The 20,184-nt window shown below is 38.4% G+C and carries 17 protein-coding genes; 4 read left to right on the forward strand and 13 right to left on the reverse strand.

Translation table 11 applies throughout. The features are described 5' to 3' along the window. Nucleotides 1-299: 299 nt before the first annotated feature. Nucleotides 300-1,406, forward strand: coding sequence for a nitrilase-related carbon-nitrogen hydrolase (locus tag AC1EU2_RS15655; protein WP_480299215.1), 1,107 nt, complete (start codon nucleotides 300-302; stop codon nucleotides 1,404-1,406). 62 nt (nucleotides 1,407-1,468) lie between these two features. On the opposite strand, the gene AC1EU2_RS15660 is transcribed toward AC1EU2_RS15655, so the two are convergent. Beyond that, nucleotides 1,469-2,257 (reverse strand): type 2 periplasmic-binding domain-containing protein, encoded by a 789-nt coding sequence (locus tag AC1EU2_RS15660; protein WP_480299216.1) that lies wholly within the window; start codon nucleotides 2,255-2,257, stop codon nucleotides 1,469-1,471. A 224-nt stretch (nucleotides 2,258-2,481) separates the two neighbouring features. Between AC1EU2_RS15660 and AC1EU2_RS15665 the strand changes: the two genes are divergently transcribed. Continuing rightward, nucleotides 2,482-2,826: a hypothetical protein gene (locus AC1EU2_RS15665; RefSeq protein ID WP_480299217.1), complete on the forward strand. Its 345-nt coding sequence runs from the start codon at nucleotides 2,482-2,484 to the stop codon at nucleotides 2,824-2,826. Here AC1EU2_RS15665 and AC1EU2_RS15670 read toward each other — a convergent pair. From AC1EU2_RS15670 to AC1EU2_RS15725, 12 genes are all read right to left on the reverse strand, one after another. Continuing rightward, nucleotides 2,810-4,198, reverse strand: coding sequence for a tryptophanase (locus AC1EU2_RS15670; protein ID WP_480299218.1), 1,389 nt, complete (start codon nucleotides 4,196-4,198; stop codon nucleotides 2,810-2,812). The two genes, AC1EU2_RS15665 and AC1EU2_RS15670, sit on opposite strands and share 17 nt — an antisense overlap. Nucleotides 4,199-4,356: 158 nt before the next feature. Continuing rightward, nucleotides 4,357-4,767 carry a MarR family winged helix-turn-helix transcriptional regulator gene (locus tag AC1EU2_RS15675; RefSeq protein ID WP_480299219.1) on the reverse strand — a complete coding sequence of 137 codons (411 nt, stop codon included), beginning with the start codon at nucleotides 4,765-4,767 and terminating at the stop codon, nucleotides 4,357-4,359. A gap of 61 nt (nucleotides 4,768-4,828) precedes the next feature. Next, nucleotides 4,829-5,260 carry a DUF1285 domain-containing protein gene (locus tag AC1EU2_RS15680; RefSeq protein ID WP_480299220.1) on the reverse strand — a complete coding sequence of 144 codons (432 nt, stop codon included), beginning with the start codon at nucleotides 5,258-5,260 and terminating at the stop codon, nucleotides 4,829-4,831. 13 nt (nucleotides 5,261-5,273) lie between these two features. Then, entirely contained in the window at nucleotides 5,274-8,273 is a 3,000-nt protein-coding gene (gene ydiJ, locus AC1EU2_RS15685) for a D-2-hydroxyglutarate dehydrogenase YdiJ (RefSeq protein ID WP_480299221.1), read from the reverse strand. 114 nt (nucleotides 8,274-8,387) lie between these two features. Then, entirely contained in the window at nucleotides 8,388-8,663 is a 276-nt protein-coding gene (locus AC1EU2_RS15690) for a hypothetical protein (RefSeq protein WP_480299222.1), read from the reverse strand. A 140-nt stretch (nucleotides 8,664-8,803) separates the two neighbouring features. Then, complete coding sequence (locus AC1EU2_RS15695; RefSeq protein ID WP_480299223.1) at nucleotides 8,804-9,244, reverse strand: hypothetical protein; 441 nt, start codon at nucleotides 9,242-9,244, stop codon at nucleotides 8,804-8,806. Between the two features lie 125 nt (nucleotides 9,245-9,369). Further along, nucleotides 9,370-10,080, reverse strand: a complete 711-nt coding sequence (phoU, locus tag AC1EU2_RS15700) for a phosphate signaling complex protein PhoU (protein WP_480299224.1) — start codon at nucleotides 10,078-10,080, stop codon at nucleotides 9,370-9,372. A 74-nt stretch (nucleotides 10,081-10,154) separates the two neighbouring features. Next, nucleotides 10,155-10,979, reverse strand: a complete 825-nt coding sequence (gene pstB, locus AC1EU2_RS15705; RefSeq protein WP_480299225.1) for a phosphate ABC transporter ATP-binding protein PstB — start codon at nucleotides 10,977-10,979, stop codon at nucleotides 10,155-10,157. A gap of 72 nt (nucleotides 10,980-11,051) precedes the next feature. After that, the gene (gene pstA, locus AC1EU2_RS15710) at nucleotides 11,052-12,704 is read right to left on the reverse strand and encodes a phosphate ABC transporter permease PstA (RefSeq protein WP_480299226.1); all 1,653 of its coding nucleotides are present in this window, start codon (nucleotides 12,702-12,704) and stop codon (nucleotides 11,052-11,054) included. A gap of 68 nt (nucleotides 12,705-12,772) precedes the next feature. After that, a complete protein-coding gene (locus tag AC1EU2_RS15715) occupies nucleotides 12,773-15,037 on the reverse strand; it encodes an ABC transporter permease subunit (protein WP_480299227.1) in 2,265 nt (754 codons plus the stop codon). Between the two features lie 189 nt (nucleotides 15,038-15,226). Then, nucleotides 15,227-16,609, reverse strand: coding sequence for an alpha-amylase family glycosyl hydrolase (locus tag AC1EU2_RS15720; protein WP_480299228.1), 1,383 nt, complete (start codon nucleotides 16,607-16,609; stop codon nucleotides 15,227-15,229). 142 nt (nucleotides 16,610-16,751) lie between these two features. Then, nucleotides 16,752-17,381 (reverse strand): TetR/AcrR family transcriptional regulator, encoded by a 630-nt coding sequence (locus AC1EU2_RS15725; protein ID WP_480299229.1) that lies wholly within the window; start codon nucleotides 17,379-17,381, stop codon nucleotides 16,752-16,754. A gap of 88 nt (nucleotides 17,382-17,469) precedes the next feature. On the opposite strand from AC1EU2_RS15725, the gene AC1EU2_RS15730 reads away from it, so the two are divergent. Both AC1EU2_RS15730 and AC1EU2_RS15735 read left to right on the forward strand, forming a co-directional pair. After that, nucleotides 17,470-18,891: a D-arabinono-1,4-lactone oxidase gene (locus AC1EU2_RS15730; RefSeq protein WP_480299230.1), complete on the forward strand. Its 1,422-nt coding sequence runs from the start codon at nucleotides 17,470-17,472 to the stop codon at nucleotides 18,889-18,891. A gap of 9 nt (nucleotides 18,892-18,900) precedes the next feature. After that, nucleotides 18,901-20,178: an alanine racemase gene (locus AC1EU2_RS15735; RefSeq protein WP_480299231.1), complete on the forward strand. Its 1,278-nt coding sequence runs from the start codon at nucleotides 18,901-18,903 to the stop codon at nucleotides 20,176-20,178. The last annotated feature ends 6 nt before the right edge of the window (nucleotides 20,179-20,184 follow it).

The following is a 20,184-nucleotide window of genomic DNA, read 5'->3' on the forward strand; positions in this document are numbered from 1 at the left end:
AACACCTTTACCACGTTCGGGGCAAAGTGATAACTTGATTTTGCAATAATCTGCTTAACGGCCTTTATCAACTGGCTATGCTTCTTTCACATTGAATATGATACAGCGGTCCTTTCTAAATCATGCATTGGTGAAGCTTTACCAATAAATCTATCCACTCAGGTGCTAAGTACATCTCACTCATCAACGTTTTAAGGTTCATTTCTGAACATCGATTCTAAAGTTAACTTTCTTTAACCTTTCAAACGACGATAATGACATAGAATTGACACTGAATTCATTATGATGTGAGGTTGAGTGTGCGTTCATTTCCTAAATTTATATTCATCGTGTATGTGTTTCTTCTCCTAAGTGCGTGCTCATCTACTCCAACTGTACCGAAAAAAATTCCTGTAACTAAAACAGAAAAGATTACACAAACAAGTTTACCGACAGTAAAAATTTTCGATCATACCAATACTCAATCGTTAAAATCATTGCCTGTTTATGCTCAATGTCAAATTCAAATTGATTTAAAAATCAACCCTGTGACAGGCCTCCATTTAGCAACTGATGAAACTTCCAAAAGGGTGTTAATGTGTGCTGCTGAAGCAGTTAAAAATAAAGCAAATGTTTTGATTCTTCCAGAATTATCATTATCTTACCCCCAACCCAAAAGAGATAAGATAATTCAAAAGCTCAAAACGATCGCAAAACAGCATGACATGGTAATTATCGCTGGCTCCTATTACGATGAAAACAGGTACAGTCGTACGCCTATCATTGGCAAAAACTGGATAGAATTCGGCTATAAGATTCGCCCATCATTTTATGAGGCCTCACCGCGGAACGGTTTAGGAATGCGCCAAGGTAAATATCTAACTGTCGTGAAGACAAAATACGGTAATATCATGCCATTAATCTGTGTTGACTTAATTAGCGATGCAGTGAACTATCAAATCCGAAGACTTGCTGCAGAGCATAAGATTGATGTCCTCGCCAATATTAACTATAACCCTGCTGCATGGGAGTTTTTGCTTGAAGCAAATAGTATTGTGAGAAGACACCCTATTTTTGCGACTGTGACAAATGTCTCTAGCGTTTTCGGTCAGAGAAGAAGATGTATTAAGTCAGGAGATAACGGCCTCTGCGGCGGAAACACTGCCGTTTTAGCTAATATTAGAAATAATGATCTTGCTTGCCCCAACTGTGGTTCAATTTTGCAAGAATACTTACCAAGTAACTTTCTACTTAATGGCCATAAACGATTAGCTTATGACAATGTTGTTGCAACCATTCCACCGATTAAGCAGGGCTTGCTAGTATACAAATTAAATTTAAATCTTAAACGAATTCCATTGGCGGCTAATTCGCCAGATCAAGGTTACCCACCAGTTAGTAATCTTAAATTTGTGTCGCTTAATTAACCGGTGAACGCTAAAAAAGCTGCCTTGAATCATATTCAAGGCAGCGACTAAATCACTTTGATTTATCCCCTTACTTTAGGAAATGCATAATGAGTATCACAAGTACCATTTTCTTGATAAAAACGATAAATGTTTTCAAATTGATGATGAGAATGTTTAATCCTTCTAACCCCTTTATTAATAATTCCAAGTAATTCAGGTTCCTCATCTTGAACCCAGAAAGCTAATCCTTCAGCGTTTGGATCATTTTCATCTAAAGAATGAACATCAATCATTGTTAAGTCTTTAGCATCATCAGGATTAAACCAAAAACCAGTGTAACCTTCAGCAATTGCATCAACTTTATGCTGTCGAAGCAATTCACGAGCTTTACCTTCTAACTTAGATACAATCGTTAATTTGAAATCACCTTTATATTGATTATTAATATCTTGTAGTGCGGTGCTCTCATCCATTACCGCAACCTTCGAACCTTTTGGCAGTTTTTTCATTGAAGCAAAAGGCGAATCTTTTAACACTGTGAACCCTCGTTGAACATTAAGATAAGGTTTTGAAGCAACAGCATATTCTGGTTTAGCTTGGGTGTTAATGTTTGAAATACCATGAGCAGAAACATCAATTTCGTAATGATAAATTTTGTTACGAGCCGTCTGAAGTGGACTAGGAACTAATCGCAGTTGTAAATCTTCTTGTTTTGCAATATCAATAAAAAAATTCACAACAGCACAGGACATATCCTCTTGGACGCCAACGTCAAGATAACCAGGATGTATTGTAAACACGGATGCGTATGACATTGAGCATTGAAATGCTGTGAGTACAATGAGAGTTAACTTCTTTACTCGCTTCATAATATTTCCGCCTATTCAGCTGAATTGATAAATGAGTTTAGACGCACGTTAAAAGTACATAACGCATTTTTAGGACAATAGCACTTGCATTTGAATTGATGAGTATCTTTTTTTTATATGGTATGAACTTTATAAGAGAACAAAGTTTTTCATCATTTTGGATGGAAAATTTCTGAGAGTTTGCTTGAATTAAAGATAATTAAAATAAAGAAAAGGATTTCTTTGTGCGCTTTCAATATCAGGTAGATCAAGACATCATTGAATTAAAAGCCAGTAACTGGTTTGGTATGGAAGAACTGTTCCTTAATGGGCAGTCGGTCAAAAAAGTTTTTAACTTTTCTCCTTCTAGTGATCATAAAATTAAATTATCAAATGGGCATAATTGTCGATTTCAAATGTTTGTTGACCCGACCCATAACAATGTGGTTTGCAGGGTATATAAGAAAGATCAATTGCTTGCACGTTTAACACAAAATCAAAACAAACAAGACACAGTGAACCGGATCGTTAACTGTGCCTTAATTGCGATTGGTCTAGGCTTTATTGCCTTATTTAGCTTACAAATTTAAGCCTTGCGGTAAAATGCCTTAAGATTTTAGGTTCGTACTCAAAGTCTAAGCCTTTCAGCTGCTCTCGGCGTTTGTATACCTCGATAAGTGCATCAGCGATATAATCCATATGGTCATTTGTATACGTGCGCCTTGGAATTGTGAGCCTCAATAATTCAAATGGTGAACATTTCTGCTCACCCGTATCAGGATCTCTTCCAAGTAACAGTGAACCAATTTCAACACCTCTAATCCCAGCTTCAAGATAAAGCTCATTTGCCAAAGCATGGGCAGGAAATTGCTCCGCTGGTATATGTGGCAAAAATTTCTTAGCATCGACGAATACAGCATGTCCGCCTGTGGGGTATTGGATTGGTATCCCACCGCCCTTTAACCTTTCGCCTAAATAAGCTACTTGGTTGATTCGATAGTTCAGCATATCTTCATTTGTACACTCTTGAAGTCCTACTGCTAATGCCTCCATATCTCGGCCAGCTAAACCACCGTATGTGACAAATCCTTCCATCGGCACACATCGGCTCTGACAAGCTTGAAATAATTCCTTGTCATCTCGAATGCACAGTAAACCACCGATATTTACCATGGGATCTTTTTTGGCTGATAAAGTGAGCATGTCCGCATTTGAATAGATTTCAGCAACAATTTCTTCAATCGATTTAGTTTCATAACCCTCTTCTCTTTGCTTGATAAACCATGCATTTTCACAGAAGCGAGCTGAATCTATAATAACTGGAATTTTATGCTGTCTAGCCATTTCTGAGACGGACTTAATGTTCTCCATTGAAATTGGCTGTCCTCCAGAGCTATTGCAGGTAATGGTAATAATGATACCTGCAATATTTTCAGGTCTGTTACTAGCAATTTGACTTTTTAACGCCTCAATATCAAAGTTGCCTTTCCACGGATAATACGCTTGAGTATCTAACGCTTCTTTCGTTAATGTATTTATTGCTTTTGCACCATTTAGCTCAACATGGGCAGCAGTAGTATCGAAGTGATAATTAGATATAAAAACAGGATTTTCACCTTGGCATTTCTCGACTAAACAAGGAAATAATACCTGCTCGGCCCCTCTTCCCTGATGTACCGGAATGATATGTCTATACCCAAATACTCTTTGCGCTTCTTTTTCTAGGTTGAAAAAGCTACGACTACCTGCATAGGATTCATCTCCCATCATTAAACCAGCCCATTGACGATCGCTCATCGCCCCAGTACCTGAGTCAGTTAATAGATCGATGTAAACATCTTCACTTTTAAGTAAAAACGGATTGTTCCCCGCATCCGCCAATGCCAGTTGCCTGTCATTTAAAGTAGTCATACGAATAGGTTCAACCATTTTAATACGGAATGGTTCAGGTGTACGTTTCATAATAGTTTCCTCAAATTGTTTTAAAGATGTATAAAAACAAATAAGGAAATTAAAAATGGAGAGATGATGCAGACAGTTGATGGTCGTAAGTAAACCATCTAGAACTATAATTATTTGAAGGAATAACTTTCATTAGAAAACAAACCCATGCAGATAAATCATATTTTTAGCTTACTTAATAATGATAGCAAATTACTCTTTTCATCGAGGGTCAAATTAGATAAAAACGATCGGTATATTACCTCTACATCTATGTTGACATCATTTTCAAGCGCTTTTGCCGAATCAGTTAAAAACACATGAAACGCTCTTTTATTATCTTTCTCTTGCTGACGTACGATAAGGTTTAACTCTTGTAGCTGATCGAGCATCCTCGTCATACTGTAATTAGCTACAGAACACCGAGCAGATAAAACAGTTTGAGTTACACCCTCTTCTTCCCAGAGGTAAAACAAAACATAATAGAGCTTTGAATCAAGATTATATTTCTTCAAACGACAATCGAGCTCTTTTTGAATGGCTCCATTCAACTGTGAAAAAAATGAACCGAGATTTTGATACTTATCCATTCGACACCAACCAAGATTACATTCCATGTAAACTCTAACATATCCAATTATGATTAAGATGTTAAGTTAAAATCACTTCATCAATATATCGGTAGTAAGTCGGACGGTTAAAACTTGCTATTAGGCCATGCTGAATTGAACAAGTAATTTTATTACCTGATACCGTAAAAGCATTTAAAGATTCAAGCATGAATTTGAAATCCAAGCTTGTAGTAATTTCTACTTGCCCACCTTGTAACAATTGGTAGTCAATAATCTTAATCGGTTCTTGCTCAACCTGTACTTTAACCTTCTCTGCGGGGGTAATTAAATAGTGTTGTTCATCTTGATAAAAGAGGATTGAATAAAATAATTTCGCAAACTTTTTAGGCAATGGTGAGCCTTGATAAAACCAATTTCCCTCTGCATCAATGTCAAATAAAGGCTCCTCATCACAGACATCTTGTCTTAATGAAAAGTCCTTCAAAACTGATTCTGATGTAGGCTCACTCATATGTAGTCTCTTTTTATTTGATTGCCTTTAATAGTACTTCTATTGGGTGTTGACTTCTAAAGTTAGCAAATCGTTTTACCTGACTTCGGCAAGAAAACCCTGTAACGAGTACATTTTCAGGCAAATTCTCAGCTACAGATTCCTTCCAAGATAAATCGAATAACGTCTTACTGCGCTCAAGGTTTTTGACCTCATGACCATAAGTTCCGGCCATACCACAGCATCCTACGCTTGCGAGCTTTAAATTTAACCCAAAAGCACTGAAAATCTGTTGCCATTCTTTGCCTGAATTTGGTCTTGCTGTAGCTTCTGTACAGTGATTAAACAAGGTATATCGAGAATTATCAGATACGAGATTTGGCTTAGCCTCAATGTTAGCAAGCCATTCATTCACTAAGAGAACCTGATAATCGCCACGTTCATTACCTAAAATCTCTCTGTATTCATCGCGATAACAGAGCACTAATGCAGGATCTAAACCGATCATAGGAATATTCAATTCATGAATTTGATTCAAAAAGTCGGAGCTATCTTTCGCAGTTTTAGCAAAACGATTAAGAAAGCCTTTAATATGTATCGGTTTGCCATTAGGTTTGTACGGCAATAACACTGGATTAAACCCTAAAGCCTCAACAAGTTTGATCAATTTAAAAACCAATTGTGCATCGTAAAAGCTATTGAATGGATCTTGTACAATTGACACATATTGCTTTCTATCTGCTTCAGAGATGCTCTTTAGTTTTTCAAGCGAATAGGTAATCGCTTTATGCTGCTTTAATTGTTCTGTTAATGTCGGGATTGAAAGCGCTGGCGCATCGATATAGCCTAACGTATTTTTAATCAACCACTGACTAAAACCATTTTGCGACACAGCATTAATGAGTCTCGGCATGCTTGCCATCATTGGTAAGCTTTGCTCTATGCTAGCAACTAAATAATCGGTAGCTGGGCGCATATAGCGCTTGTAATACACATCATAAAATTGAGCTCTGAATTTTGGTACATCAACTTTTACAGGGCATTGACTTGAGCAAGCTTTACAAGCCAAGCAGCCTTGTAAAGACTCCATGACCTCATGAGAAAAATCATATTCTTTAGAAACTGAGTTCTTAACTCTGCTAAGTAGCCCCTCGCCCTTTTCAGTCACAAGCTTGTGAATATCAACATGATTGTTTTCGAGCAAGCGTAACCATTCCCGCATCACACTGGTTCGCCCTTTTGGCGATTGAATACGATCTCCAGTAGCTTTAAATGATGGACACATTTGTGAATTGGCCGAATAATTGAAACACAAGCCATTACCATTGCAATTCATCACATCTGGAAATTCTTGGCGAACGTTAATACGAATCTGACGGTCGAAGCTGCCACGTTTTTCGCTATCAACATCATATTTTAATGAATTGGCATCAGGTGCAAATAACTTGCCAGGATTCAGTCTATTATTCGGATCAAATAGTCCTTTAATCTTGCATTGAAGTTGATATAACTCTTGACCAAATACATCAGGAGCATATTCTCCACGAACACCTTTCCCGTGCTCGCCCCACATTAAACCACCGTATTTTTGGGTGAGTGCGTTCACTTCATCTGATACAACTCTAAGTAACTTTTCATCAGCCGGATCACACATATCCAACGCTGGGCGGACATGAAGTACACCAGCATCAACGTGGCCAAACATACCATACTGAAGGTTATGTGAATCAAGTAACGTTCGAAACTCCATGATGAAGTCGGCTAGGTTTTCAGGAGGAACTGCGGTATCTTCAGCAAAAGCTAACGGTTTCCGGTTACCCTTTGTTGCCCCAAGTAAACCCACCGCTTTTTTACGCATGGCGTAGACTTTGCCGATACTCGCTAAATTATCAGTATATTGATAACCAATTAAGCCAGGCGTTTGATTCGTTAGTTGCTGATCGAGAATGAGCTTAATGTTTTCAACTTTTTGCTGAACTTCTGCTTCATTGCCAGCAAACTCAACCATATTGATGCCATCAATGACTTTACCGTCAACATCTGAAATCAAATCTGACACTGAATGCCAAATAATGTCTTCTTTAGCTAAATTAAGCACCTTAGAATCAATCGTTTCAACTACGGTTGCATTGGCTGCAACTAAGTGCGGAGCATGTCTCAACGCTGACTCAAAAGAATCATACTTGATGTTAACAAGAAATCGTTTTTTAGGAATTGGCGTAAGGTTTAATTTAGCCTCAGTTATGACAGCTAATGTCCCTTCTGAACCAGTTAGAATACGTGTAAGGTCAAACTGCGTGAGTTCATCATTCCAGAGATGCTTTAAGTCGTAGCCAGTCAAAAAACGATTCAGTTTAGGAAAGCGATCTAGAATTAATTGACGCTCATTTAAAGAATCATTAGCTATGGCTGAAAACAGTGGTTTGCCATTTAATGCAGCACTTTTTTCTACTGGTTGAGTATTAAGTACAGAGCCATCCATCAGCACACTTGATAATTCAAGAACATGATCAGACGTTTTCCCGTAGACTAAAGAACCAGCACCAGATGCATCAGTATTAATCATTCCGCCAATGGTTGCACGATTAGAAGTAGATAGGTCTGGACTAAAAAAGAATCCGAAAGGACGTAATACATCATTGAGCTTATCTTTAACTAACCCCGTTTCTACTCGAGCCCAACCTTCTTCGGCATTGACCTCGAGGACTTTGGTCATATGCCTAGAAATATCAATGATAATTCCATGGGTTAGCGATTGTCCGTTGGTTCCTGTACCACCGCCTCGAGGGCTAAAGGTGATACCGATATATTTATCTTGATTCGCCAATTGAAGAGCAAACTGTATATCAGCTTGTGTTTTAGGGTAAATAATGGCCTGAGGAAGAAATTGGTAAACGGAGTTGTCAGTGGCTTGAACAACCCTAGCGTTGTAACGCTTATCTACCTCACCACTAAAGTGGCTTTTTTCTAATTCTAATAGGTACTCTAAATAAAGAGGTTCAATCGTATGCTTGTGGGATAACTGAGGTAACATTGCTACTTTAAATGTATATTCTTATCCTTAAATTATACCTCAGTTTACTGGTACATGTGATATCAATTTAATAAAGGTAATTATTGGACATTAAAACAAATTATCATTTTAAAGTTATTTTTTTTGTGAGCACTGCCAACCTAAGCTTTCCAACTTCGACTTAAATGACTGAGCTTTTGATTCACAATAACCAACTTGGTGACTCGCATTCCAGACAACGGCTGTACCTCCTGACTTTGTATATTTAACATCGCAGGGTACTTTTGCATTTTGCTCTTTGTACACGACTTCAACTTTTCTCTTGGCGTGCCCGTTATTGCACAGATACGCATTCTGAGCTAGTACCGGAAATGAGGTGATCGCAAATAAAGCCACAATAGATATTTTCATAATTCCTCAAAACTTATCATAAATATATTGATGGCAAGCATAATAGTCTCCATTTCAATCTTTTTATAATAACTTGTTTTGATATCTATTTTCACTGTGGAGTATAGCTTTATTGAAACCAACGAATTCCCGATAGGGTATCAAGAAGCATCAGTACTGGTGTAATAGCCTGATTTAGCTAATCTACAGTTCATAATTTCTTTTTTTGCTTTTGGGTGTGGTATTTGTTGCGTAGTTAAGGATTCATCATTATTGAATTTCAATTTGAGATAAACGGTCTGAGCTGGTTTTGCGTGTAATTTAAAGTCGTAACTCTTATCTAAAACAGTGGAAGTAAGCTGTAGCTGCCCCACATCGAGGTATGTCGCAAAATAAGATCCTTTAGGCATATAGGCTTTATCAATTTGATTGATAGCAACTGTAACACCTTGCCCTTCAATTTTACCTTTTGAACAATCATGATAAACGTAAACTAAAGATTGAGTGTTTGTTGGCTCATTAGCAGGTTCAAAATATTTCCATTGGGTAAAGTGAGCACAACCTGTAAGCAATAAAAACCCTGCAGATATCCATTTCTTCACACAGCCTTCCTTTTTTGCTACTTATCTTATCTTTTTGTTTTCACAAATTTATCACAGTGATAACAAACAAAAAAGCCCTGTTACTTTTCAATAACAAGGCTGTAGATGGTTATCCTGTCAAAAGATTAACTTTGCAGATCTTTCTCCATATCTTCATAAGATGTATGGCGAACATCCTTACCTTTAACGTAATAAATGACATATTCGCAAATATTTTTACAACGATCGCCTACTCGTTCCACAGCTCGTGCAGCCCAAAGTACATCGAGAACTCCAGGTATTGAGCGAGGATCTTCCATCATATAAGTCATTAACTGACGGATAATACCTTCATACTCTTTGTCGAGCTTTGCATCTTCCTTATGAAGCTCAAATGCCGCATCGGCATCCATGCGAGCCAATGCATCTAAAGTAGCATGTAAAGTGCGCGTTGCATGACGCCCCATGCTTTCAATGCTTACTAATAATGGTTGTTCATTCTTATTACGTTTATCTAATGCTGCCTTAGCAATGCGAACACAAGCATCACCAATACGCTCAAGATCTGCAATAGTTTTCGATATAGCGATGATCAAACGTAAATCACTTGCAGCAGGTTGGCGCTTAGCAATAATTCTTGTACACTCCTCATCAATGGAAACTTCCATTCCATTAACTTTATGATCTCCCTCGATAATTTTTTTAGCGAGTTCAGCATCTAATGCACTTAAAGCATCCAAGGATTGCTCAAGTTGGCGTTCAACTAATCCACCCATAGCTAATACGCGATTACGGATATCTTCCAGCTCAGCATTAAATTGACCAGAAATATGTTTATTTAAACTTATGTTTTCCATCTATCTACTTCCTTAATCTAGAAGATCAACTGTTCAAACTACCTCGAAAGAACAGCCATCGTCTTGAAGATGTATTATCCGTAACGACCAGTAATATAGTCTTCTGTTTTCTTTTGCTTTGGTGTGGTGAATATGGTGTTAGTGTCAGCATATTCAATTAACTCACCCATATACATAAATGCCGTTTGATCCGACACACGCGCCGCTTGTTGCATGTTATGGGTTACAATCACTACAGTATACTTCGATTTTAATTCAGTGATCAGTTCTTCAATGGTTAATGTCGAAATTGGATCCAAAGCCGAAGTGGGTTCATCGAGTAGAAGCACCTCTGGTTCAATCGCAATAGCTCTTGCAATGACCAAACGCTGTTGCTGACCACCGGATAAACCAAATGCATTATCATGAAGTCGATCTTTAACTTCATCCCAAATAGCTGCACCACGAAGAGAGCGTTCACAAGCTTCATCCAGTAAGCGACGATTGTTGATCCCTTGTAAGCGTAGACCATAGACTACATTCTCATAAATAGACTTAGGGAACGGGTTTGGTCTTTGAAACACCATACCTACGTTACGACGAAGTGCTGCAACATCTACGGCTTTATCGTAGATATTTTGACCATGCAAAAGAATTTCACCATCAATATGACATGAATCAACCAAGTCGTTCATACGATTGATACAACGTAATAAAGTTGACTTACCGCAACCACTAGGACCAATAAATGCGGTAACTTGTTTCTTTGGAATTTTCATCGAAACATCAAACAAAGCCTGCTTTTCAGCATAACGTAAGTTTAAGTTACGAATTTCAAGCGCAGTCTCAGCTGCAGTCAAAGTTGCTAAATCGATGACTTCCGCATCCGTGTTTAATTTTTCTTGGTCTATTGAAATCATTTTCTTTCCTAACTAAATCAGGTAATTCTTTAGGGTGATCACCAATGGCAATCACCATTATTCGTTAATCGATTAGTGTTCTAATGAACGGTATTTCTCACGTAAGTGGTTACGCACACTAATTGCTGTTAAATTAAGTGCAACAATGACAGAAACAAGTAAGAAAGATGTTGCATATACCAGTGGTCTTGCTGCCTCAACGTTAGGACTTTGAAATCCTACATCATAGATATGGAACCCTAAGTGCATGAATTTACGTTCTAAATGAACAAATGGAAAGTTCATATCTATTGGTAATGTTGGCGCAAGCTTCACGACACCGACCAGCATTAGTGGTGCAACCTCTCCCGCTGCACGGGCTACAGCTAGAATTAATCCCGTCATAATTGCTGGGCTGGCCATAGGAACAACAATACGCCATAAGGTCTCAGCCTTGGTTGCTCCTAAAGCTAAACTGCCCTGCCTAACTGAACTTGGAATTCGGCTTAACCCTTCTTCTGTTGAAACAATAACTACAGGCAGAGTCAAAATTGCTAACGTTAGTGCAGACCAAATGACACCTGGTGAACCAAACGTTGGAGAAGGCAGCCCTTCAGGATAGAAAAGTTGGTCAATTGAACCACCAACCATATATACAAAGAAGCCTAAACCGAATACACCATAAACTATCGATGGAACACCAGCCAAGTTAATCACCGCAATGCGGATCATCTTAGTAATTGGGCCTTTCTTAGCATATTCATGTAGGTATATTGCAGCAACAACGCCAAATGGTGTTACGATTACCGCCATAAGCATAACCATGAATACCGTACCAAAAATCGCTGGGAATACCCCACCTTCTGTATTGGCTTCTCGTGGATCGTCCGCAACAAACTTACCAACACCAATAAACCAATGTCCTAGCTTATCGAGTGTGCTCATGCTATTAACAAAAGTCACATCGAGTACTGTATCCAGTGGTAGCTTAATGGTATCGCCTGTCATATCTTTAACAAGAACCGAATCACGCCCAGACTGTTTCTTGAAGTCAAAGAACTCTTTTTCAAGAACTTGGTAATCTTTATTCAGTTGTTCTTTTTTCTGCTTAAACTCTAATTTCTTAGCTTCCGTTAACTTATTTTCTAACTCAAGTTTTCGGGCTGACAAACGTAATTGTTCAAGCTCGTAGTTGATCGTACCTATTTCACTCTTTTGCAGTGAATGAGCTTTGTCAGTCAGTTCAACAGCACGTTCAATTTGTTGTTGAAGAACAGTTATTAAATCATCACCTGCGATTTTTTTGCCATCAACAATAACGGCTTTAGGGTAACCATAGAAATTGCCGTTTTTACTACGCTCAAACTTAGCAATGCCTTTTGGCGTCGAACGGCTAACGATATCTGTGGCCATAACCCAACGGAAGTCTAAGCTTACGCGTTCACGGTTACCGGTTTTAATTAAATAACGAGTAACTGTCTCGCCAGGATGATTCTTAAACTTGTGACCCGCTGATTCTAAACGCTCTGTTGGAACATCTTCACGATCATATATTTCGCCGATTAACGTAGATTCTGTTCCATTTTGATCCTTCAGCTGCCATTGATAGATATCAGCAGGCCAGAAGTAACTTAGGCCTCGCCAAGCAATTAATAACAACAAACCTAATACAGCAATCAAACTTAAACTTACTGCTCCACCCGTCATCCAGATCCACGGTGAGCCTGATTTAAACCACTTACCCATTGCGTGAACCTCTTAAGCTCTGATTCAAAATAATTAGTAAAGAAATCATTGTTTAATCCTTTTTATTCTTATAGCGAGCTATATTTTTCACGCAATCTTTGTCTAACAACTTCAGCAATCGTGTTAAAGAAGAAAGTAAATATAAACAACACAAATGCGGCTAAGAACAATACTCGATAGTGGGAACTTCCAATCGCAGATTCAGGCATTTCAACTGCAATGTTAGCTGCGAGAGTTCGCATTCCTTCGAATACACTCCATTCCAAAATCGCTGTGTTACCAGTCGCCATTAACACAATCATTGTTTCACCAACGGCACGACCTAACCCCATCATGACTGCAGAGAAGATACCTGGACTTGCTGTAAGTAAAACCACACGTGTTAAGGTCTGCCATTGTGTAGCACCCAATGCCAAGCTGCCATTTGATAAATGACGCGGAACAGAAAAAATAGCATCTTCAGCAATTGAGAAAATCGTTGGAATAACAGCAAAGCCCATTGCAATACCAACAACTAATGCATTTCGTTGGTCAAATGTAATACCAAGCTCATTGGTAATGAATGCACGGGTATCTCCGCCAAAGAAAGCAAGTTCGATAGTTGGGCTTAATGCGAAAGACAACCAGCCGACAAAGCATATGACAGGAATCAACATCAGCTCTTGATAAACGTCAGGCAAACGTTGCTTCCATTTCATTGGTAACTTGCTCCAAGAAAATGCTGAAACAAGAATGGACACAGGTAAAGCAATTAACAACATTACGATACCAGGTAAATTTTCCTCGATCAGTGGCGCTAGCCACAAACCTGCTAGGAAACCAAGAATTACCGTTGGTAACGCTTCCATGATTTCGATGGTTGGTTTGATAAAACCACGAACCGTTGAAGACATAAAGTAAGCGGTATAAATCGCTCCTGCAATTGCGATAGGAACTGCGAATAACATTGCGTAAAATGCCGCTTTCATGGTACCAAATGCCAATGGCATTAAGCTTAATTTAGCTTCGAAGTCATCCGATCCAGATGTTGATTGCCAAACGTACTTTGGCTCAGGATAACCTTCGTACCATACCTTTTCCCAAAGTGCACTCCACGAAACTTCTGGGTGTGGGTTATCGACTGAAAATAAGTGTAACTTACCTTGGGATTCAACCACTAAACCATTTGATCGAGGGTTAAAGCCCAACGATTGTGGTTGAGGGATATCGAACTTTTCGCTCAATAATTCGCGCTGACTGGTTGTATACAATAATGTAAGTTGGCCTTCAGGACTCACTACTGCAAAGCTTTTACGATAAAACTCAGTTGCCATTGCACCAACGGGGGCAATATCATCAAAGCTACGAATCAGTTGATATAAGCGCCCTTTATCACTATTAACTTGAAAATATTGGCTGATTAAACCTGAGTCATAAGAAACTATTAATGAACTTGCACCAGCCAATAACTCAATGTCGCTGACTTTGGTGTCATTAATTTCAAGGTTCAATACTTGCAATAAGCTTAATTCATCTAAGTAATTGATATCATAAATAAAGACTTTATCAGAAGTTTTTAAAAGAAGTTGACGCTGATCAGGCGTTATCATCACCTTTGAAACATGAATGGGAGCATCTTCAACAAGCGCACTTTCTGGCGTCCACTCAATTTCCTCAGTCATCATGTTTTCTTCGCCTTCTAGACGCTCAATGCGCCACTGCTTTGCGGTCGTGAGGTATGCGAACGAGATTTTGTCTTCTCCAAGACTAAACGCAAGATTAGTGAGTGGCTCGCCATTAGGATCAACAGTTATCGGTTCTTCACCAGCTGGGAATGAAACCTCAGGAGTAATTACACGAACATTATTTGGATAAGAAACACCAAACTTTATTCCCAAGACCAATGCCTGCCCATTACTTAAACCTAATGCAAACATTTGCTGACTTGGCATTGATTTAGAACTACTGACAACAGAAGTACCGTGAGGAAGATTTGGAGAAAAACTTGAAATTAGATTTCCAGAAGTAACATCATAGAACTGAACATGGCCAGTAGAAGTAACTTTATATAAAACTTGATTTTGCTCATCACTGCCAATCATCAAAGTTCTAGCAGCACTAGTATCATTTAGCTCTGTAACTACCGTTGATTCTTTGATGCTCGCACCATCAAAAACCGGTTTAATAACATAAAGTAAATAGAAGAAAATAAGTAACAGGGCAACAAAAACCATAGTACCACCGATAGACACACCAATACGTGTAGCCTTATCCTTGATAGCTCTGCGGGTTGTTCCACTGTTCATTAGTAGCGACTGAGAATTATTTCCAGGCTGTTGGACCTGACTTTCCATTAAAAACCTCTGTTTTTTATTGTTGTGTTTTCTTCCGCAGCTTCTGAAAACACTGGCCTTTTCTGACGTTGAGAAGTTTATGACCGAAAGATGACAGTTGTATTACAACCAGTAATAATTCACAAACAAATTCAATAAAAAAGCCCATGCTTCCCGACGAAGCATGGGCTTGAGTTAAATTCTTTTAAATTATTTTAACAACCACATCCTCGCAGAGCGCCCATGAATGACAAATTCATTTAATGGTTGCGAATCTCTCGACAACATATCTTGATAAACCCCATTATTCTTTAAGCCGCTCGAAGGCAGATCTAAACTCACCGTTTTATCTTGCAAACACTTGTTAATGGCAACGACACCTTTACTACCTCGACTAAATACAATTGAGCAATCATCATGACTTAATATATGCATTTGAATTCCCTGAGTTGCATTATGAAATTTAATCATTCCAATTATATCTTTACGCTTGTAGAAATCTTGCCAGCGAGCATTATCGTGACTTTCATTATGATCAGAGTAAATTAACGGCACCCCGCCATCTCTACCCAATACATAGACCGAAGCAAGTGTCTCATCGGTGGGATTCATAATCTGATATCGAAATCCAGCATTCATTGGAATATCATGAGTAATCACAAATGTAACAGCCCTGCTATTATCAAGTGCATGACCATCGTGTTTTGGTTCAGCTAGAGAGTTCATCGAGCCAATATAACTAAATGCACTTCTAATCTGGCTAAAGAGTGGAAAATCATAAGCACTGAAGTTGGTTCGGTCTAAATATGGTCCTAAGAATTGCTTATACTCAATAGACTCTTTACCACCTGATGTGATTAATTCGCCAAAAATATGCATATTCTTTGTGATTTCAGGCGTAAAGACTTTATTGAGATGATCGATAGTCATATGTTTTGCGGCATCAATTCTAAAACCAGTAACACCGATTGCTTTTAATGCTTTTAAATAGGCTTGCTGTTGACTCACAACCCAGTCGTTATAAGCCAATTTAGGTAATCCGGTATCAGGTGGATTACCACAAATTCTATTATGTTGAACGTCATCGACATTATTGTAATCGTGAATGCATTGAGCTGGGAAAAAATCATTCCCACTAAATAAGTTTTGATTAATATCACCAAACAATATTAATGAATGATATTTTGTTTCATCATCCGCATACTGATTTAAAACATCATTGCCCGGATAATTTAAATCTGACCGTGTATGTGATTCATTTGCCATATCATTGAAAACGATGTCTGCGTAAGTTTCTACGCCAACAGCTTTCAATGCTTTCACCATGTTTATAAAATCTTCAGTATTACCAAGCGGATTTTCAATTACTCGATAATCTTGCGGCTGATACCTTGCCCACCATTCACCACCCGTTGATTTATAAGCAGGTGAAACTAGGACTTTTTTATAACCAATTGATGCTATTTCGTCAGCTTTTTGGGCGATTTCACTGTATTTCCAATTAAAGGCGTGAAGTATTACGTCGGCATGCGCAGAAGATATGATAATGAAGGAAAATATTAGGGCAACCGCTTGGAAGTACTTTTTGAGCATAAACTCTATCCTCTCAATTGTGCCTCCTTGCTTAGATATTTCGTCTAAGAAAGATAATTACTTATTCGAATGCCAGTAATTAATTTTAATCAGTGATTATCTCAGACAAACCGTATTTCCGCTTATTAATTTTTGAGCTTAACTATGCAATACCTGCTGCATGTACAACGAGATGAAGATGACGGCGAAGAACCTCACTTAATTTTGAAAATTCTTGTTTAAAGTTGTCACTTGATTGGAGCATCATCAGTTTTTTTTCTACATGGAGAATTAATGAAAAAGTGACCTCAGCATCCTGAATTGGTGTTCTCGAGCCTAAAATTCGATATAGGCTTTCAATCCGGTCAATTTCACACTGCCATGAATGTACAAGCAATGAACTGAGTCGTTCGTTTCTTATCGCTTCATTATGGAAGGCGAGCTCAATTTCCCTATTTTCTCGTTTATCAACAACTTGATTGCGAATATATCGCTCACAAGCTTCAACTAATTTATCGACCAAGACTGCGGAAGAAACATTATCGATACTCTGAATATCTGCCTCAATTGCAACAAAATAAGGATTATTACCAACATCTTCCATTTCATACCAATACTCGAATGCAGATAGCACAAGATCTTCAATATTTTTGAAATGATACGTTGTCGAACCTAGAGAAACCCCTGCTTCTTCAGCAACAGCTCTATGTCGTATAAACCTCATTCCTTGCGTTCTGATTATCTTCAGAGTAGCGATGATGATTTTTTCTTTAATTTCTGAATGCTTAGCCATATTTACAAATAATTAACTTTTGCTTGATCCTAACTTATGAATATCATACTTTAAAACTGTACCATAGTACAGGACATGGGAATAGTTTATGGATCTCACAAAAATTAACTTAGACCGCCGTCAAATATTAAAGCTCGCTACAGCAGCTGGTGTCGTAAATATAGTCGGTTGTAGTGACTCAGAGATATCAGAATCTCATGTAAGAAAAGGCGCACTTGATAAAAATGGCAAGGAAGTCACTCCATGGACTAATTGGTCACAAAACCAGTACTCAACACCCAATGAACGACTCATTCCTCAAGATACAACCCAACTTTGTGAGATGATAAAAAAGACCAAACAGAAAATACGCTTAGTCGGTGCAGGCCATTCATTTTCTCCGTTGGTTCCCATAAACGAAACTCAAATGTCTCTGGCTTATTTTCAAGGTATTAATAATATTGATACTCAGAATAAAACCTTTGATGTTGCTGCGAACACCTTTTTAGCGGGTGTTGGGGAGCCCCTATGGAATAAAGGTCTCAGCTTAGAAAACATGCCCGACATCAACACTCAAACATTCGGCGGTGCAATTGCGACGTCAACACACGGTACCGGGATGAAATTTGGTTCTTTATCCTCTACTGTCACCAAAATACATCTTGTGAACGGTTTAGGTGAAAAGCTTGAATGCAGTGCAGATAAAAATAAAGAACTATTCAATGCAGCTAGAACCAACATAGGTGTTCTTGGTGCCACGACACATATGACCATCCAAGCTCAAGATAAGTACTACTTGAAAGAAAGAAGCTGGATGATGGACTTAAACGAAGGTCTAGAACAAGCAGAGGCACTAAGAGACGCTCATGACCACTTTGAAATGTATGCGATTCCGCATGCGGAATATATCCTCGGTATTGCCATAGATAGAATTCCAGAAAATGAGCTTTTAGAACCCACCGAAAATAGTGGCGATGCTTACGGTACTTTCAAAACATTATCCAAGGTCATTGAAACGGTGCCGTTTCTACGAAACTTTATCATTAATAAAGCAGCGAGCACAGTAGATGAAGAGATAAGAACCGGTCGAAATTATGAAGTTTTTGGCAATTTACGAGACATTTTGTTTAACGAAATGGAATATACCGTCCCAGCCGAATATGGTGTTGCTTGCTTAAGAGAAGTCCTTGATACCATCAAAAAGCTTGATATTGATGTCGTCTTCCCACTCGAATTTAGGTACATCAAAGCAGACGATATTTGGCTGAGCCCGTTTTATCAGCGTGATGGTTGTGCCATCAGCTGCCATAACTTCCATGATAAAGATTATAAGAAGTATTTTGCCGCTATCGAGCCTATTTTCTTGAAATATGATGGTCGTCCTCATTGGGGGAAAATTCACACCCTGACAGCTAAAGAGCAAGCTGCACGCTATCCTATGTTCAATGAATTCATAAGAACTCGTGAATTGATGGATCCCAAACGTATATTCACAAACGACCACATCAATTCAGTTCTCGGATTGGTTTAGGAGTTCATCGTGGCAATTTCAAGAAGACAGTTTTTAGCCGCAGGTGCCGCATTTGGTATCGCTGGATTGATGCTCAAACCAAATGATAACGGACAACCTCATAATCACTATTTTTCGAAGCTGAATGATCAATTACGTAATCATGGTGATTTTGTTCCAACAATGTTGATCGATTTAGATAAAGTCGATACTAATATTACTCAACTAAAATCAATAATGAATTCGAGCACAGATTTACGAATCGTGGCTAAGTCGGTGCCCTCACCTGAATTACTAGATTATTTATTAAAAAAAACCAAGACCAACAAGTTGATGCTATTTCATCAACCATTTTTAAGTCATATTGCGGAACATTATCCACACAGTGATGTATTACTCGGTAAACCTATGCCGATTAAAGCCGCAGAGAATTTTTATCAACAATTGAGTAGTGAAACTACGTTTAACCCAAAGCAACAACTGCAATGGCTTATTGACTCTGAGCCACGCTTGCAACAGTATCTGGCGCTAGCAAAATCCTTAAATCAGCATTTTAAAATTAATGTTGAAATTGATGTCGGTCTGCATAGAGGTGGTTTACAAAATCCAATTCAACTTGATTCATTAATAAAAGTAATCGATAAGAACCCAAAGCATTTAAGTTTTGCTGGTTTCATGGGATATGACCCACACATAGTTAAGATCCCAAGCATTGTAAAATCTCCTCAGCAAGCCTATGAAGAATCACAAGCTATTTACAAGAGCTTTATTAATCGACTCTATGTGCTTAATCCTGAATATAAAAAGCAGACACTCTGCTTTAATGGCGCCGGTAGCCCAAGCATTTTAATGCATAAGGACAAAACCGTTGCCAATGAATTAGCTGCAGGTTCATGCTTTGTAAAACCGACTGATTTCGATATTCCGAGTTTGGCTAAGTTTGTCCCTGCAGCTTACATAGCAACACCGATATTGAAAAAAATACAAGGAACTCAACTTCCTGCCATTGAATTTGCGAAAGAGATTATTCCACTTTGGGATCCCAATACTCAAAGAACTTACTTTATTTATGGTGGCAAATGGTTAGCTCAGTATGAGTCACCAAAAGGATTGCAAGCTAACCCACTATTCGGAACCAGCACTAACCAAGAAATAGTGAACGGCTCTACAAATACAAAATTGGATGTCGATGATCATGTTTTTCTCAGACCGACACAAAGTGAGGCTGTATTTTTACAATTTGGTGGATTAGTAACACTAAGAAGCAAAAAAATAGACCAGAGATGGTCTATTTTGCCTCAATCATAAAACTGA

The organism is Parashewanella sp. 2304DJ23-3 (assembly GCF_056591695.1).